This is a genomic window from Pseudomonas sp. (assembly GCF_030683065.1).
GTDB lineage: Bacteria > Pseudomonadota > Gammaproteobacteria > Pseudomonadales > Pseudomonadaceae > Aquipseudomonas.
Window position 1 is genome coordinate 252,780 of record NZ_JAUXMX010000033.1, and the last position, 16,397, is coordinate 269,176.

A 16,397-nucleotide genomic window follows, 5' to 3' on the forward strand; every position below is an offset into this window, starting at 1 on the left:
TCTCTAAACGGCTTTGCTTTACGTTAACGGCTGGAACCTGCGCTGTATACCGCAATGTAATGCGATGCGGTGCAGGCTGTCAGCTAGACGAGTCGACCCTCTAAGAGGTCACGGAGTTCACTGTTGCTCACCCGCGAAACCCCAGTATTTATTGACGGCCCCTGCGGTCAGTTGGAAGCGCTACTTCTCAATGTAACCGAAGCGCGCGGCGTTGCGTTGATCTGTCATCCCAACCCTGCTCAGGGCGGGACCATGCTCAACAAGGTCGTCTCGACCCTGCAGCGCACCGCTCGTGATGCGGGTTTGGCGACCCTGCGCTTCAACTATCGGGGTGTCGGTGCCAGCGCCGGTAGCCATGACATGCACAGCGGTGAGGTGGATGATGCAGAGGCTGTGGCCCACTGGCTGCGCCAACATTACCCGCAGTTGCCCCTGACCCTGCTGGGTTTCTCCTACGGAGGCTTTGTCGCGGCCAGCCTCGGCGGGCGGCTGGAGCGTCAGGGGGTGGAGCCTGCGCATTTGTTCATGGTAGCGCCAGCGGTCAGTCGGCTAACGGTCGAGAATCCGCCCGCACAGCGCTGCCCGCTGACGCTGATCCAGCCCGAGGCCGATGAGGTGATCGATCCTCAGGCGGTTTATGCGTGGTCAGCCGGCTTGGGGCGTGCCCATGAGCTGCTGAAAGTGGCAGAATGCGGCCACTTTTTTCACGGCAAGCTGACCGATCTCAAGGATCTGCTGCTGCCGCGCCTTTCGAACTGACTGCAGCCTTATAAGCGATAGCCATGACCACTCGTATCCTGACCGGCATCACGACCACCGGCACCCCGCACCTCGGCAATTACGCAGGCGCCATTCGCCCGGCGATAGTCGCCAGCCGCGCAGCCGATGCAGACTCGTTTTATTTTCTCGCGGATTACCACGCGCTGATCAAGTGCGATGACCCAGCACGGATCCAGCGCTCGCGCCTGGAAATCGCTGCAACCTGGCTGGCCTGCGGTCTGGATGTGAGCCGGGCGACCTTCTATCGCCAGTCTGATATCCCGGAAATCCCCGAGCTGTGTTGGTTGCTCAGCTGTGTCGCAGGTAAGGGCCTGCTCAATCGCGCGCATGCCTACAAGGCCTCGGTAGACAAAAATGTCGAGCAGGGTGAAGACCCGGATGCCGGTATCACCATGGGCCTGTTCAGCTACCCGGTGCTGATGGCCGCGGACATTCTGATGTTCAACGCGCACAAGGTGCCGGTCGGTCGCGACCAGATCCAGCACGTGGAAATGGCCCGCGACATCGCACAACGCTTTAACCACCTGTTCGGCCAGGGTAAGGAGCTGTTTACCTTGCCTGAGGCGGTGATCGAGGAAGACGTCGCGACGCTGCCCGGCCTGGACGGGCGCAAGATGAGCAAGAGCTACGACAACACTATTCCGCTGTTCGGCAGTGCCAGGCAGCTCAAGGATGCCATCGCGCGCATTGTCACCGACTCCAGGTTGCCCGGCGAGGCGAAGGATCCGGACAACTCCCATCTGTTCACGCTGTATCAGGCTTTCGCCGCGCCGACCCAGCAGGCAGATTTCCGTGCCGAGCTGGAGGGTGGTCTGGCCTGGGGAGAGGCCAAGCAGGCGTTGTTCACTTTGCTGGAAGCCGAGCTGGGCGAAGCCCGCGAGCGTTATCACAGCTTTATCGAAAGGCCGGCGGATCTGGAAGATATTCTGCTGGACGGTGCCGCCAAGGCGCGCAAGATTGCCACGCCGTTTCTGGGTGAGTTGCGCGAAGCGGTTGGCTTGCGCTCCTTCCGCAGTCAGGCGGTCAGTGGTGCAGGCGAGAAGAAAAAGGCCGGCAAGAGCGCGCGCTTTGTCAGCTTCCGTGACGACGACGGCAGTTTCCGTTTCCGCCTGCTGGATGCGGCTGGCGAGCAGTTGCTGCTGTCCAAGTCCTTTGCCGATGGCAAGTCGGCTGGTCTGGTGAATAAACGTTTGCAGTCCGGCGACGCGCTGGATGTCCGCGAGCAGGACGGCGGCTTTGCTGTCTGGCTAGAGGGTGAGTGTGTCGCGCAAAGCCCGGTATTCGCCGATGGCGCTGCCTGTCAGGCGGCTATCCAGCGTTTGCGTGAAGCCTTGGCGCCGCAGGATTAAAGTCTAGGTTGGGTCGGGCGGCGCTCCGTTGAGGAGCAACGCGACGAAGCCCGACATTGCATTTTGTTGGGATTCGCTGCGCTCAACGCCAACCTGGCCGATTGCCAAGCCGCCGGGGCGTCGTTAGAGTTACGCCCCCGTTTTACTTGGCCGGCTAACGAATATGACTCCACTTGCGCGCTACCAGACCGATCTCAAGCGGCCCGACTTTTTCCACGATGCGGCCCAGGAAACTGCGGTGCGCCACCTGCAGCGCCTCTATGACGACCTGGTCGCGGCCGAAAAAGGTACGTCCGGAGTATTTGGCAAACTGTTCGCCAGAAAGCCGCAGGGTCCGGTCAAGGGTTTGTACTTCTGGGGTGGGGTCGGTCGCGGCAAGACCTACCTGGTCGATACCTTCTTCGACTCTTTGCCGTTCGAGCGCAAGGTGCGTACGCACTTTCACCGCTTCATGAAGCGGGTGCACGAGGAGCTGGCCACGCTCAAGGGCGAGAAGAATCCCTTGGTGATCATTGGTAAGCGCTTTGCCGACGAGGCGCGGGTGATCTGCTTCGATGAGTTTTTCGTTTCCGATATCACCGACGCGATGATCCTCGCCACCTTGCTCGAAGAGCTGTTCAAGAATGGTGTAAGCCTGGTGGCGACGTCCAACATCGTGCCTGATGGTCTTTACAGGGATGGCTTGCAGCGCGCGCGCTTCCTGCCCGCCATTGCTCTGTTGAAAGAGCACACCGATATCGTCAACGTCGACAGCGGTATCGATTATCGCCTGCGTGCGCTTGAGCAGGCCGAGCTGTTTCACTGGCCGCTCGATGCCGCTGCCGAAGAGAGCCTGGAGAAGAGCTTCAGGAGCTTGCTGCCCGAGCATTGCGTGATCCAGGAAAACGAAGCGCTGATGATCGAAAACCGTGCCCTCACTGCGCGCAAGGTTGGCGACGATGTGGCCTGGTTCGAGTTTCGCGAGTTGTGCGACGGCCCGCGCAGCCAGAACGATTACATCGAGCTGGGCAAGATTTTCCATGCCGTGCTACTGGCCAATGTCGAGCAGATGGGGGTGGCCAAGGAAGACATGGCCAGGCGCTTCATCAACCTGGTCGACGAGTTTTACGACCGCAACGTCAAATTGATCATCTCTGCCGAGGTCGAGTTGAAGGACCTTTACAGTGGCGGGCGCCTGAATTTCGAGTTCCAGCGTACCTTGAGCCGGCTGCTCGAAATGCAGTCCCATGAGTTCCTGACGCGGCCACACAAGCCTTAAAGAGCTACAGCGGGCGGCTAGACCCGGCCGTCCTTGTGCTGGAATTGTCGCCGGTACAGGTTGGGCGACAGCTCGGTGTGCTGGCGGAACAGGCGCGCGAAGAAACTGGCGTCGTCATAACCGACTTCATAGCTGATGGTCTTGATACTTTTGCGTGTGGCGCTGAGCAGGCTTTTCGCCGTTTCGATGCGCAGCCGTTGCAGATAATGCAGGGGTTTGTCGCCGGTGGCGGCCTGGAAGCGGCGCATGAAGTTGCGGATGCTCATGCCGTGTTCGCGGGCCACGTCCTCGAAACGGAACTTGTCTGCAAGGTGCTCTTCCAGCCATTGCTGGATCTGCAGGATGGTCAGGTCGTGGTGCAGCTTCTGCCCGCCAAAACCGATACGCCCCGGGGTGTAACTGCGCTGCACTTCGTAGAGTATGTCGCGTGCTACGCCCTGGGCCACGCTGGCGCCGCAATAGCGCTCGATCAGGTAGATGTAAAGGTCGCAGGCCGAGGTCACGCCACCTGCGCAATACAGGTTGTCGGCATCTGACAGGTGCTTGTCCTGGTTAAGCAGTACCTTGGGGAAGCGCTCGCCGAACTCTTTAAAGAAACGCCAATAGGTGGTGGCTTCCTTGCCGTCGAGCAAGCCCGCCTGGGCCATCCAGAACACCCCTTTGGCTTCGCCGCAGATCGCGCTGCCGGCGGCGTGACGCTCCTGCAGCCAGTCGAGTACCTGCGGGTGGCGCTGGCGGAGGGCGTCGAAGTCATCCCAGAAAGTGGGCAGGATAATCACATCGCTGGCGTCGAGTCTGCCGTCGACCGGGATCATGACGTTGCTGAAGCTGCGCACCGGCTGACCGTCCGGGCTGACCAGACGAATCTCGAAGGTTTCGGTCAGGCCCAGGCCTTGCTGTTTGCCGTAACGCAGGCTGGCCATGTGGAAGAAATCCTTGGCCTGCATCAGGGTCGAAGCAAAGACCCCTTCGGTGGCGAGAATGCTGACGCGGCGCAAGACTGTTGACGGCTGAGTAGGCATGGTTGGTGTTCTTATCAAGGCTAAGTGGTCATTGGCTGGCTGGATCGTCTTATTTTTTGGCGGTTGTGTCTAGTGTGACCAAGCGTTTGCTTGGTTAAAGTCGTCAGCTCTCTAATTCGTTTTGCCGCAAGGTGTCGCCATGATCCCCAGAACCCTGTTCAGCTCCGACCATGAACTTTTTCGCGACAGTGTGCGCAAGTTTCTCGAGCAGGAGGCCGTGCCTTTTCATGCGCAGTGGGAAAAGGATGGCCATATCGATCGCCAGCTTTGGAACAAGGCGGGGGAGGCAGGAATGCTCTGCTCGCATATCCCGGAAGAGTACGGCGGCATGGCGGCTGATTTTCTCTACAGTACGGTGGTGATCGAGGAGGTCGGTCGTCTGGGATTGACCGGAATAGGGTTCTCCCTGCACTCCGATATCGTTGCGCCTTACATCCTGCATTACGGCTCAGAGGCGCTAAAGCACAAATACCTGCCCAAGCTGGTTTCCGGCGAGATGGTAACCGCTATCGCCATGACCGAGCCGGGCGCCGGCTCTGATTTGCAGGGGGTGAAAACCACGGCGGTACTGGATGGCGACGACTATGTGATCAACGGCTCCAAGACGTTTATCACCAATGGCTACCTGGCTGATCTGGTCATTGTGGTGGCCAAGACCGACCCGAAAGCCGGAGCCAAGGGCACCAGCCTGTTTCTGGTCGAGGCCTCAAGCTCGGGATTCTCCAGGGGCAAGCGGCTGGAGAAGGTCGGCATGAAGGCCCAGGACACTTCCGAGTTGTTCTTCCAGGATGTGCGCGTGCCCAAGGAGAATCTGCTGGGTCAGGCGGGCATGGGTTTCGCTTACCTGATGCAGGAACTGCCCCAGGAGCGCCTGACTGTCGGTATCGGTGCCCTGGCCTCAGCCGAGGCGGCGCTGCAATGGACGCTCGACTATACCCGCCAGCGCAAGGCGTTCGGCAAGGCCATTGCGGACTTCCAGAACACCCGCTTCAAGCTGGCGGAAATGGCCACGGAAATTCAGATCGGCCGGGTCTTTCTCGATCGCTGTCTTGAGTTGCACCTGCAGGGCAAGCTGGATGTGCCGACCGCTGCCATGCTCAAGTATTGGGGTACCGACCTGCAGTGCAAGGTGCTTGACGAGTGCGTGCAGCTGCATGGCGGTTACGGTTACATGTGGGAGTACCCAGTAGCCCGTGCCTGGGCCGATGCTCGGGTGCAGCGCATCTATGCCGGTACCAACGAGATCATGAAGGAAATCATCGCGCGTTCGCTGTGAGCTTGTAGATCCTGTGTTTATGCGCCGGCCTCGCTGGACGTAAGCAGCGGCGCCTAGCCCCCGGTCGCGATAGGCCATGGCGCAAATAGCTTGGCGGGCATGGCCCGCTCCTGCGAAGCCCTGAATCCCGGATGGCGTGGCGGGGCAGCCCGGCATCTGATGATGCCGGGCTTTTTCGTTCAGGGCGCCGGGTTGGGCTGGGCCTTGTGAATCGCCTCGATGCTAGCCAGTACCTCATCGGACAGCTTTAATTCGCTGCTCGCCAGGTTGCTGTTCAGTTGCTCAAGGCTTGTGGCGCCGATGATATTGCTGGTCACGAACGGCTGGGCGGTGACGAAGGCCAAGGCCATCTGCGCCGGATCCAGTCCGTGTTCGCGAGCCAGGGCGACGTAGCCCGAGCAGGCCGTTTCGGATTGTGGGTTGGTGTAGCGGGTAAAGCGGCTGAACAGGCTGATCCGTGCGTTGGCTGGGCGGGCGCCGCCTTCGTATTTGCCGGAAAGCATGCCAAAAGCCAGTGGTGAATAAGCCAGTAGGCCGCATTGTTCGCGTATGGCTATTTCCGCCAGGCCTACTTCAAAACTGCGGTTGAGCAGGTTGTAGGGGTTCTGGATCGACGCAGTCCGCGGCCATCCGCGACTCTCTGCGAGCTGGAGGAATTTCATAGTGCCCCAGGGTGTTTCGTTGGACAGGCCGACATGGCGAATCTTGCCGGCCTTGACCTGTTCGTCGAGCACCGCCAGGGTTTCTTCCAGGGCAGTGAACTCGCTGTCCTGATGGCTATAGCCGAGTTGGCCGAAGAAGTTGGTCGGGCGTTCCGGCCAGTGTAGTTGGTAGAGATCGATCCAGTCGGTCTGCAAGCGCTTCAGGCTGGCGTCCAGCGCGGCGACCAGGTGTTCACGGTTAAATTTCAGGTTGCCGTCGCGGATATAGCCGATACCGTTGCCGGGGCCGGCGATCTTGCTCGCCAACACCCAGTCGGCGCGATCACCGTGCTGCTTGAAGTAATCACCGATGATCTGCTCGGTTTTGCTGTAGGTCTCGGCGCGCGGTGGTACCGGGTACATCTCGGCTGTGTCGATGAAATTGACGCCATGTTCTTTGCTGCGCTGTATCTGGGCGAATGCCTCGTTTGCGTTGTTCTGTTCGCCCCATGTCATGCTGCCGAGGCAGAGGGCGCTGACGCGCAGATCGGTGCGGCCTAACTGGCGATAATCCATGTGGTGCTCCTTTTTGCAAAACAACCATACAAGCAGGTTGAATTTATTTTCGCAATCGGCATAATTGCGCACCTCTTTCTGCAGTGGAAGTGATGCGCCGCCTGCCGAAGAATCTTGCCGTATTACGGACGCGCTGACCCGAGCCCCCGATAGCGCCTGTTTTCGGCTGCCTTTGACTTGTCAAAGTAAGCACTATTCAGTAAGATCCGCCGTCTTATTTATCAGGGCGGCCCCTGAGGCTATAAAGAATGAAAACTTTTACTGCTAAACCGGAAACAGTAAAGCGCGACTGGTTCGTCGTCGACGCTGCGGGTCAGACACTGGGTCGTCTGGCTACCGAAATTGCCAGCCGTCTGCGTGGCAAGCACAAGCCTGAGTACACTCCGCACGTAGATACTGGCGACTACATCGTCGTGATCAACGCTGAGCAGGTACGTGTGACTGGTGCCAAGACCACCGACAAGATTTACTACTCTCACTCCGGCTTTCCGGGTGGCATCAAGTCGATCAGCTTTGAAAAGCTGATCGCCAAGGCGCCAGAGCGTGTGCTCGAAACCGCGGTCAAAGGCATGCTGCCGAAGAACCCGCTGGGTCGTGACATGTACCGTAAGCTGAAAGTGTATGCGGGCGCTGTTCACCCACACACTGCTCAGCAGCCCCAAGAACTGAAGTTTTAACGGAATAGTTCATTATGTCGGCGACTCAAAATTACGGCACTGGCCGTCGCAAGACTGCAACCGCTCGCGTTTTCATGCGTGCCGGTACTGGTAAGATCTCCATCAACAACCGTACTCTCGACGGCTTCTTCGGTCGCGAAACTGCCCGCATGGTAGTTCGTCAGCCGCTGGAACTGGTTGAGATGACTGAAAAGTTCGATATCTACGTCACCGTTATCGGTGGTGGTGTGAGTGGTCAGGCCGGCGCAATCCGCCATGGCATCACTCGTGCACTGATGGACTACGACGAATCGCTGCGTCCTGCTCTGCGCAAGGCTGGCTTCGTGACTCGTGATGCTCGTGAAGTTGAGCGTAAGAAAGTTGGTCTGCGTAAAGCGCGTAAGCGTCCGCAGTACTCCAAGCGTTAATTCGCTACTTGCGTTCAAAAGCGCCCGGTTTCCTTTTGGAACTGGGCGTTTTTTTTGGGCGACCGGTTGCTCTGCGGCATCATGCCGCAGCCGTTCCCGCCGCTATCTGTAAGGGGTTAAGCTGTTTCCTGTAAGGTAATTACCTTGTCAGAAATGGGGCTTTTCTTTACCATTTGGCGGATTTTTCACGCAACTCGATTTTTACTTAGTAGAGGCCTGAACACAGGCCACAAAGCTGATGGGAGACGACTGAATGAGCAATGACGGCGTGAATGCAGGCCGGCGTCGCTTCTTGGTGGCGGCCACCTCTGTGGTGGGCGCTGCAGGAGCGGTGGGTGCCGCGGTCCCGTTCGTGGGGTCATGGTTCCCGAGCGCTAAGGCTAAAGCTGCCGGTGCACCTGTGAAGGTGAACGTTGGCAAGATCGAGCCTGGCCAGCAAATGGTTGCCGAGTGGCGGGGGCAGCCGGTGTTTATCCTGCGCCGTACCGAGGAAATCCTCAGCAACCTGGTAACCCTCGAGCCGCAACTGGCCGATATCGAGTCTCAGGCATCTGATCAGCCTGGCTATGTCGATCCAAAAACTCGTTCGATCAAGCCGGAGCTGCTGCTCCTGGTTGGGTTGTGCACTCACCTTGGTTGCGCACCGTCCTTCCGTCCGGAAGTGGCGCCTGCCGATCTCGGAAGCGAGTGGGTCGGGGGGTATTTTTGCCCTTGCCACGGTTCCCGTTATGACCTCGCTGGCCGGGTCTATAAAGCGCAGCCTGCGCCCTTGAACCTGCCGGTGCCACCGCACACGTACGAGTCGGATGATGTGATCATCATCGGTGTGGATCAGGAGCAAGCATGATGAGTAAGTTCATGGAATGGGTGGATGCGCGCTTCCCAGCCACCAAGATGTTTGAAGAACATCTGAGCAAATATTACGCACCGAAGAACTTCAACTTCTTCTACTTTTTTGGCTCTCTGGCACTGTTGGTGCTGGTCAATCAGATTGTTACGGGTGTCTGGCTGACCATGAGCTACACACCTTCGGCTGAAGAGGCGTTTGCTTCGGTCGAATACATCATGCGTGATGTCGAATATGGCTGGATATTGCGCTACCTGCACTCCACGGGTGCTTCGGCGTTCTTCGTGGTCGTGTACCTGCACATGTTCCGCGGCCTGCTCTACGGCTCTTACCAGAAGCCCCGTGAGTTGGTGTGGATCTTTGGCATGTTGATCTACCTGATGCTGATGGCGGAAGCCTTCATGGGCTACCTGCTGCCGTGGGGCCAGATGTCCTACTGGGGTGCCCAGGTGATCATCTCGCTGTTCGGTGCCATTCCTGTGATCGGGGCTGATCTGACCCAGTGGATTCGTGGTGATTACCTGATTTCCGGTATTACCCTTAACCGCTTCTTTGCCCTGCATGTGGTTGCGTTGCCGATCGTGATTCTCGGTCTGGTTGTCCTGCACATTCTGGCATTGCACGAAGTCGGCTCGAACAACCCCGATGGCGTCGACATCAAGAAGAAGAAAGACGAGAACGGCGTGCCGCTTGATGGTATTGCCTTCCACCCTTACTACACCGTTAAAGATATTGTCGGCGTAGTGGTGTTCCTGTTTATCTTCTGCTTCGTGGTGTTCTTCTTCCCGGAGATGGGCGGTTATTTCCTCGAGAAACCCAACTTCGAGGCGGCCAACCCGTTTAAAACGCCTGATCATATCGCGCCGGTCTGGTACTTCACGCCGTTCTACGCGATCTTGCGTGCGATCCCGGACAAGCTCCTTGGCGTAGTCGCCATGGGTGGTGCGATTGCAGTGCTGTTCGTGCTGCCGTGGCTGGATCGTAGCCCGGTCAAATCGATGCGCTACAAGGGCTGGATGAGCAAGGTCTGGCTGCTGGTGTTCTGCGTGTCCTTCGTGATTCTGGGCGTGCTGGGCGTTCTGTCGCCGACACCGGGTCGTACGTTGCTGTCGCAGGTATGCACATTCCTGTATTTCGCGTACTTCATCCTGATGCCGTTCTATACCAGGCTTGAAAAGACCAAACCGGTTCCAGAAAGGGTGACTGGCTGATGAAAAAGCTATTTGCTGCACTAGTTTTCGCTGCGCTGCCAGCCTTGGCTCTTGGGGCTGCGGGTAACTATCCGCTGGATAAAGTGGAAATTGACCTGACTGACAAGGCCGGTATGCAGGATGGCGCGCGTACGTTCGCCAACTACTGCATGGGTTGTCACTCTGCGCAGTACCAGCGCTATGAGCGTGTGGCCGATGACCTGGATATCCCGCATGAGTTGATGCTGGATAACCTGATCTTCAACGACGCCAAGATTGGCGATCATATGAAGATCGGTATGCAGGTCGAGGATGCCAAGGCCTGGTTCGGGGCTGCGCCTCCGGACCTGACTCTGGTTGCTCGCGTGCGTGGCACAGACTGGCTGTACACGTATATGCGTACTTTCTACGATGACCCGAGTCGTCCGCTGGGCGCCAATAACATGGTGTTCCCGAACGTCGGTATGCCGAACGTGCTGGTGGGCCTGCAGGGTCGTCAGTACATCGGTTGCAAGCAGGTCCAGGTGGTTGAGGGTGGCAAGAAGCAGTTCGACCCGTTGAGCGGTACGCCAATCACTCATGAGGCCTGCGATCAGCTGGCTATGGAGCCGAAAAGCGGCGCCCTGAGTGAGGAGGAGTTCGACACCAAGATCAAGAATCTGGTGACCTTCCTGGCTTACTCGGCTAATCCGGTGAAACTGGAAAGTCGGCGTGTCGGCACCTACGTGCTGCTGTATCTGGCCTTCTTCTTCGTCTTCGCCTACCTGCTCAAGCGTGAGTACTGGAAAGACGTGCATTAATCGTTTGTCGCTCCAATGTTGTCCTGCGCGCCCCTTTGGGCGCGCAGTCTTTTCTGCTCCAATAACCTAAATAAGCGAGGAGGACCGCCATGAGCGTGACCAACCGGTTAGCCTGCTACTCCGACCCCGCCGACCACTATTCCCACCGCGTACGCATCGTGCTCGCCGAGAAGGGTGTCAGCGCCGAAATCATCAGTGTCGAAAAGGGCCGTTATCCAGCGCGGTTGCTGGAGGTTAATCCCTATGCCAGCCTGCCGACCCTGGTTGACCGCGATTTGGCTTTGTACGAGTCGACAGTGGTGATGGAGTATCTGGATGAGCGTTATCCGCATCCGCCGTTGTTGCCGGTTTATCCGGTGGCGCGGGCCAATAGCCGCCTGTTAATTCACCGCATTCAGCGTGATTGGTGTGCTCAGGTCGACCTTATTCTCGACCCGCGCAGCAAGGAGCCGGCTCGCGTGCAAGCCCGCAAGGAGTTGCGCGAGAGCCTCACCGGCGTATCGCCGCTGTTCGCTGACAAGCCATTCTTTCTTAGCGATGAGTTGAGTTTGGTTGACTGCTGCTTGCTGCCATTGCTCTGGCGTTTGCCTGTGCTGGGTATCGAGTTGGCCAAGCCAGCCAAACCGTTGCTCGATTACATGGACCGTCAGTTTGCTCGCGAGGCCTTTCAGGTCAGTCTGTCACCTGTTGAGCGCGATATGCGCTGAAGTTGAGGAGACTTTGATGAACTCCAGTCGGCCCTACCTCGTTCGTGCACTTTACGAATGGATTGTCGAAAACGACTGTACTCCGCATTTGTTGGTCAATGCCGAGTTTGCCGGTGTGCGGGTGCCGCCAGGCTTCGCCAGTGATGGGCAGATCGTGCTTAACGTCTCGCCTAGCGCTGTGCGTCACTTGCATATGGATAATGACGCAGTGAGCTTCGAGGGGCGCTTCGGTGGCGCGCCACACAGTTTGTACGTCCCCGCTGCAGCCATATTGGCAGTTTATGCGCGGGAGAATGGTCAGGGTATGGTCTTCGACCCAGAGTCCCCGGCCCCAGAGCCTGACGCAGGGGATAGTGCGGCTCATCAGGGTCCACCCGATGGCGAGCCGCCGCGGCCCAATGGGCGGCCCAGTCTGAAGGTGGTCAAGTGATGCCTGGTCTGAGGTCATAAGCCATTCGCTGCAAATAAAAAGGGTGCCGTGGGCACCCTTTTTATTGCATGGCTTTCTTGCGCTGTGCGGCTATCTCTAATCCGTATATTGGAACAATTTGACGATCTTCTGCACGCCCGAGGTGCTCTGTACTAAAGAGGTCGCCTTGTTGGCCTCCTGGCGCGACACCAGGCCGAGCAGGTAGACAATGCCATTCTCGGTGACGATCTTGATCCGCGATCCCGGTACGGCAGTGTCCGTGACCATTTGGGCCTTGATCTTGGTGGTCAGCAGCAAATCGTTGCTGCGCGCGAGCAGCGAGGTTGGCTGCAGTACCTGCAGTTCGTTATGTACCTTGGTGACGCCTTGGACCCTGCGGGCTGCCTGTTCGGCGGCGCTTTTCAGTTCATTGCGGGGTGTTTGTCCCGCCAGCAGCACCACGCCGTTATAGCTGGTGATCACGACATGCGAAGTGGGGTCAGTCAAGTCGATGTGAGCACTGGAGAGATTGCTGCGCACTTGCGGGGCGATGAACTGGTCATCGATTTTGTTGCCGATGCTGCGGCTGCCGCAGCCCGCAAGTATCAAGCTGCACAGCAGCCCGGCAATGATCAGTGGCGAACGGGTCATTCTTCACTCCCAAACAGTTGGCAGTCAATCAAGTCGCACAGGCAGTGGATTACCAGCAGGTGGACCTCCTGAATGCGAGCGGTAACCTTGGACGGCACGCGAATTTCAACATCTTCCGGCAGCAGTAGCGAGGCCATGCCGCCGCCGTCGCGACCGGTCAGTGCAACTACGGTCATCTCGCGGTCGTGTGCGGCCTGGATGGCCTGGATCACGTTAGCCGAGTTGCCGCTGGTTGATATGGCCAGCAGCACATCACCCGGCTGGCCAAGGGCACGGATCTGCTTGGAGAAGATCTCGTTGTAACTGTAATCGTTGGCGATCGAGGTAATGGTCGAGCTGTCTGTGGTCAGGGCAATGGCCGGCAGGCTCGGGCGTTCGCGCTCGAAGCGGTTGAGCAGTTCGGAGGAGAAATGCTGGGCATCGCCGGCCGAGCCGCCATTGCCGCAGGTGAGGATCTTGCCCTCACTGAGCAGCGCCTGAACCATGGCCAGGCTGCCTTGCTCGATGAACGGAACAAGTACTTCCAGAGCCTGCTGCTTGGTTTCAATGCTGGCCAGGAACAATTGGCGGATGCGATCTTGCATTTCCATCGGAGATTAACCTTCAGTGTGGCGCCGGTTCAGGTATCAAAGGCGTTTTGAATCCAGTTCAGCTGGGGAGTTGGATTGCCTTCGGCGGTTATGGCTATTACGTCGAACCGGCAGGGGTGTTTAGCCCAGCGCGGTTCTTGCTGCAAAAAGTACATGGCAGCTTTTACGAGTTTTCCGCGTTTCCGTGCGTCTACACTCTCTACAGCCCCGCCCCAGGCAGAGTGTCGACGGTAGCGTACTTCGACGAATACTACTGTATCGACGTCGAGCATGACCAGATCAAGCTCGCCGCAGCGGCAGCTCCAGTTCTGTGCCAGGAGCTTCATGCCGTGTTGCTGCAGATGCAGTCGGGCCAACTCCTCGGCGGCCTTGCCGCTGCTTTGCGTGCTGCTGTGGTCGATCAATTGATGCTGTCTGGCAAGCGCTCGACGCGACCGCCGCGGAACTCGGCCCATGGCAGCTGGCGCTCGATACGCTGCGCCGGGTTGAGGCTAAGGCTGCCTGACAAGCCATCGATTCGGGTGTCTGGTAGGGCTTTTAGTTGGCCCAGTCGCGGTGCTAGCAGGTAGGCGTCGGCACCCATCGCGTAGAGTCGGCCGAGGCTGCCGCCGGCCTGTGGCCACTGGCTTTCAACTTGTTGGCGCATTGGGTCGTTGACGTTCAGTAGCCAGGGCGTCTCGCAAAAACGGATACCGTTGAGGTCTTGGTACTGTGCGTCGCTATGGTTGCCAGTGAACAGGTGCGAGGTGGCGTAAACAGGCACGTCGCCGGCGTACTGGAAGGCCAGGATCGGTTTGATTTGTTGCGCTTGCTGTGGGGTGGCGGCCAGGAAGATGAAGTCGATGTCCTGGCGTCGCGCTGGCTGTGCCGCGACTGGCGTGCCGAGGGTGCTTTTCAGGCGCTTGGAGCGTGCTTCGCTTTCACGTAGCTGGAATAGCTCAGCGATTTGCCGGGCCATCTCAACCGGTTGGTCAATGTGTTCGGCGGCGATCAGGGTGCCGCCCTGGGCTTGCCAGCTCTGCCGGAAGGCCTCGAGTACCCGGTCGCCCCAGTCGCCACGCGGCACCAGGGCGACTGCCCGGCGCATACCGTCGGCCCAGGCGCGGCGTGCTGCTTCGCGCGCTTCGTCTTCGGCGGCAAGGCCGAACTGGAACAGTTGGGCGGGGCCTTCCTGGCCTGGTTCGCTGTAGTTCAGGGCCAGGGTGGTGATCGGCAATTGCTCACGATCGCTGAGCTGCTTGACCAGTGGTTTTTCCAGGGGGCCGATCACCAGTTGTACGCCGGCGGCCTGTGCCTGGCGGTAGAACTCGTCGAGTGAGCTCAGGCGAGTACTGTCGTAAAACTGAATGTTTGGTGGGTTCTGTCCTGCTTGCTGAGCCTGATAGTGGGCCGAGAGGAAGCCGTCACGCAAGGCGCGCGCTACGCCCGCAAGCGGGCCTTCTTGGGGTAGCAGCAGGGCAATTTCTTGCAAGGGCTGGCTGGACAGTTGCTGCAGTTTGCTCAGCGCTGGCGGCAGTTGCAGTGCGGCGGGGTGCTGAGGATTTTGTGTCAGCCAGTCATCAATGGCTGCCTGCTGCTGTTGCAGGGTGCCAGAGGTTTTGGCAGCACGCGCCAGGCCTAACCATCCGGTCAGGTCGGCATCGTCACTGGATTGCAGCTGCTCGCTGGGTAAGCCTGAGACCAGGCTCCAGATGTTCTCGTGGTTGCGCGTGGCTGCTGCGCCGCTGAGTAGCGGGGCGATGTAAACGCGTTCGCGGGCGGCGGCAAGGGGCTGCCCGTCGGCCTGCAGGGCATTGGCACGAGCCAGCTGGGTGCGCACTTGCTGCTCAATCGGAAGCTCGCCCAAGCGTTGCAGGCTCGGATGACTGAGTGCTTTCAGGGCGGCTTTGGGTTTTTCGCGCGCCAGGGCCAATTCGGCGATCAAGGTGCTCGCGTAGATCTGTTGGGCGGGTTTAAGGCTGGTGAGTTGCACCTGCTCGAGAATGCTGGCGGCGCGAGCATTTTTTTTCTGCTGGTAAGCCAGGTCTGCGGCAGCCAGGCGCAGTAGTGAGGCCTGCTCGGGCTGGCTCTGGTCGGCCTGCAGCAGCAGCTGCTCGATGCTGGCTTGAGGGGTGCGCGGCAACTCTCCCAACGTGGAAGAGGGTGTGCTGGCGCAGGCAGTAAGCAGGGCAGCGAGGCACAGCGCGAGAAGTGGGCGCAGACGGACGATCATGTAAGCGTTCCTGATACTTGATCAAATGATCGGCGAATTGTACCCAAGGCTTGGCCCTGGCGCGATGTCGATGGCGTGAAACGGGCTACAATGCGCGCTTTTGCGATTGAAGAGGCACGTGCTGTGACCGCTCCCGGGGCATCGAATTCCACTCTTGGCACTCTTTATGTGGTGGCCACGCCAATTGGTAATCTGGATGACATCAGTGCGCGGGCACTCAAGGTGCTCGCTGATGTGGCCCTGATTGCTGCCGAGGACACCCGTCACTCTGTGCGCCTGATGCAGCATTTTGGTATTGCTACACCGCTGGCCGCCTGTCACGAGCATAACGAGCGTGATCAGGGCGGACGCTTTGTCACGCGATTGTTGGCGGGCGAGGATGTGGCGTTGATTTCTGACGCGGGCACGCCGTTGATTTCAGATCCTGGCTATCACCTGGTGCGCCAGGCGCGTGCGGCGGGAATTGCGGTGGTGCCGGTGCCGGGAGCCTGTGCGTTGATTGCTGCGCTGTCGGCTGCCGGCTTGCCGTCCGACCGGTTTATTTTCGAGGGGTTTCTGCCGGCCAAGACCGCCGGCCGTCGCGCGCGCCTGGAGCAGGTGAAGGAGGAGCCGCGCACGCTGATCTTCTATGAGGCGCCGCACCGCATTCTCGAGTGCCTGGAGGATATGCAGGCGGTGTTCGGCGATGAGCGCCCGGCATTACTCGCGCGGGAGATCAGCAAAACCTTCGAGACGCTCAAGGGGCTGCCCTTGGCCGAGCTGCGTGCCTGGGTGGCGGCAGACAGCAATCAGCAGCGCGGCGAGTGTGTGGTGCTGGTCGCTGGCTGGCAGGCGCCGGAGGGCGAGGCGGCGGTGAGTGTTGAGGCGCTGCGCGTACTTGAGTTGCTGCTCAAGGAGATGCCGCTTAAAAGAGCTGCGGCGTTGGCGGCGGAAATAACCGGGGTGCGCAAGAACCTGCTCTATCAGGTGGCGCTGGAGCGGCAGAAAGACGCTTGAGCCTTGTTC

The 16,397-nt window shown here is 59.1% G+C and carries 18 protein-coding genes; 12 read left to right on the plus strand and 6 right to left on the minus strand.

Annotated elements, in window-relative coordinates; translation table 11 throughout:
- Nucleotides 1–123 precede the first annotated feature (123 nt).
- The 3 genes from Q8K09_RS11130 to zapE all read left to right on the plus strand — a co-directional run bounded on the left by Q8K09_RS11130 (nucleotide 124) and on the right by zapE (nucleotide 3,387).
- Entirely contained in the window at nucleotides 124–759 is a 636-nt protein-coding gene (locus Q8K09_RS11130; RefSeq protein WP_305255032.1) for an alpha/beta hydrolase, read from the plus strand.
- 23 nt (nucleotides 760–782) lie between these two features.
- Entirely contained in the window at nucleotides 783–2,129 is a 1,347-nt protein-coding gene (locus tag Q8K09_RS11135; RefSeq protein WP_305255033.1) for a tryptophan--tRNA ligase, read from the plus strand.
- A 163-nt stretch (nucleotides 2,130–2,292) separates the two neighbouring features.
- Nucleotides 2,293–3,387, plus strand: a complete 1,095-nt coding sequence (gene zapE / locus Q8K09_RS11140) for a cell division protein ZapE (protein ID WP_305255034.1) — start codon at nucleotides 2,293–2,295, stop codon at nucleotides 3,385–3,387.
- A gap of 17 nt (nucleotides 3,388–3,404) precedes the next feature.
- Here the strand turns inward: zapE and Q8K09_RS11145 are convergent, their stop codons facing one another.
- Nucleotides 3,405–4,310: a GlxA family transcriptional regulator gene (locus Q8K09_RS11145; protein WP_305255066.1), complete on the minus strand. Its 906-nt coding sequence runs from the start codon at nucleotides 4,308–4,310 to the stop codon at nucleotides 3,405–3,407.
- 238 nt (nucleotides 4,311–4,548) lie between these two features.
- On the opposite strand from Q8K09_RS11145, the gene Q8K09_RS11150 reads away from it, so the two are divergent.
- Complete coding sequence (locus Q8K09_RS11150; protein WP_305255035.1) at nucleotides 4,549–5,685, plus strand: acyl-CoA dehydrogenase family protein; 1,137 nt, start codon at nucleotides 4,549–4,551, stop codon at nucleotides 5,683–5,685.
- Nucleotides 5,686–5,864: 179 nt separating this feature from the next.
- Here the strand turns inward: Q8K09_RS11150 and Q8K09_RS11155 are convergent, their stop codons facing one another.
- Nucleotides 5,865–6,902 carry an NADP(H)-dependent aldo-keto reductase gene (locus tag Q8K09_RS11155; protein ID WP_305255036.1) on the minus strand — a complete coding sequence of 346 codons (1,038 nt, stop codon included), beginning with the start codon at nucleotides 6,900–6,902 and terminating at the stop codon, nucleotides 5,865–5,867.
- Nucleotides 6,903–7,150: 248 nt separating this feature from the next.
- On the opposite strand from Q8K09_RS11155, the gene rplM reads away from it, so the two are divergent.
- From rplM to Q8K09_RS11190, 7 genes are all read left to right on the plus strand, one after another.
- Complete coding sequence (gene rplM / locus Q8K09_RS11160) at nucleotides 7,151–7,579, plus strand: 50S ribosomal protein L13 (protein WP_305255037.1); 429 nt, start codon at nucleotides 7,151–7,153, stop codon at nucleotides 7,577–7,579.
- A 14-nt stretch (nucleotides 7,580–7,593) separates the two neighbouring features.
- Nucleotides 7,594–7,986 carry a 30S ribosomal protein S9 gene (rpsI, locus tag Q8K09_RS11165; protein WP_172144122.1) on the plus strand — a complete coding sequence of 131 codons (393 nt, stop codon included), beginning with the start codon at nucleotides 7,594–7,596 and terminating at the stop codon, nucleotides 7,984–7,986.
- A gap of 253 nt (nucleotides 7,987–8,239) precedes the next feature.
- Nucleotides 8,240–8,833 (plus strand): ubiquinol-cytochrome c reductase iron-sulfur subunit, encoded by a 594-nt coding sequence (petA, locus tag Q8K09_RS11170; RefSeq protein WP_305255038.1) that lies wholly within the window; start codon nucleotides 8,240–8,242, stop codon nucleotides 8,831–8,833.
- Nucleotides 8,833–10,044: a cytochrome bc complex cytochrome b subunit gene (locus tag Q8K09_RS11175; protein WP_305255067.1), complete on the plus strand. Its 1,212-nt coding sequence runs from the start codon at nucleotides 8,833–8,835 to the stop codon at nucleotides 10,042–10,044. Before petA ends, Q8K09_RS11175 begins: the two co-directional genes overlap by 1 nt.
- On the plus strand, nucleotides 10,044–10,823 hold the full coding sequence (locus Q8K09_RS11180; protein ID WP_305255039.1) for a cytochrome c1: 780 nt from the start codon (nucleotides 10,044–10,046) through the stop codon (nucleotides 10,821–10,823). The genes Q8K09_RS11175 and Q8K09_RS11180 overlap by 1 nt, the downstream gene beginning before the upstream one ends.
- Before the next feature lie 89 nt (nucleotides 10,824–10,912).
- Nucleotides 10,913–11,530, plus strand: a complete 618-nt coding sequence (locus tag Q8K09_RS11185) for a glutathione S-transferase N-terminal domain-containing protein (RefSeq protein ID WP_305255040.1) — start codon at nucleotides 10,913–10,915, stop codon at nucleotides 11,528–11,530.
- Nucleotides 11,531–11,546: 16 nt separating this feature from the next.
- Nucleotides 11,547–11,960: a ClpXP protease specificity-enhancing factor gene (locus Q8K09_RS11190; protein ID WP_305255041.1), complete on the plus strand. Its 414-nt coding sequence runs from the start codon at nucleotides 11,547–11,549 to the stop codon at nucleotides 11,958–11,960.
- A 96-nt stretch (nucleotides 11,961–12,056) separates the two neighbouring features.
- On the opposite strand, the gene Q8K09_RS11195 is transcribed toward Q8K09_RS11190, so the two are convergent.
- Genes Q8K09_RS11195 through Q8K09_RS11210 form a run of 4 tightly spaced genes read right to left on the minus strand, consistent with a single transcriptional unit; the run spans nucleotide 12,057 to nucleotide 15,392 of the window.
- A complete protein-coding gene (locus Q8K09_RS11195; RefSeq protein WP_305255042.1) occupies nucleotides 12,057–12,590 on the minus strand; it encodes a BON domain-containing protein in 534 nt (177 codons plus the stop codon).
- Nucleotides 12,587–13,180, minus strand: coding sequence for a phosphoheptose isomerase (locus Q8K09_RS11200; protein ID WP_305255043.1), 594 nt, complete (start codon nucleotides 13,178–13,180; stop codon nucleotides 12,587–12,589). The genes Q8K09_RS11195 and Q8K09_RS11200 overlap by 4 nt, the downstream gene beginning before the upstream one ends.
- A 29-nt stretch (nucleotides 13,181–13,209) precedes the next feature.
- The gene (locus tag Q8K09_RS11205; RefSeq protein ID WP_370869507.1) at nucleotides 13,210–13,584 is read right to left on the minus strand and encodes a YraN family protein; all 375 of its coding nucleotides are present in this window, start codon (nucleotides 13,582–13,584) and stop codon (nucleotides 13,210–13,212) included.
- Nucleotides 13,581–15,392 (minus strand): penicillin-binding protein activator, encoded by a 1,812-nt coding sequence (locus Q8K09_RS11210; protein WP_305255044.1) that lies wholly within the window; start codon nucleotides 15,390–15,392, stop codon nucleotides 13,581–13,583. The genes Q8K09_RS11205 and Q8K09_RS11210 overlap by 4 nt, the downstream gene beginning before the upstream one ends.
- A gap of 90 nt (nucleotides 15,393–15,482) precedes the next feature.
- On the opposite strand from Q8K09_RS11210, the gene rsmI reads away from it, so the two are divergent.
- On the plus strand, nucleotides 15,483–16,388 hold the full coding sequence (gene rsmI / locus Q8K09_RS11215) for a 16S rRNA (cytidine(1402)-2'-O)-methyltransferase (RefSeq protein WP_305255045.1): 906 nt from the start codon (nucleotides 15,483–15,485) through the stop codon (nucleotides 16,386–16,388).
- Nucleotides 16,389–16,397 lie beyond the last annotated feature (9 nt).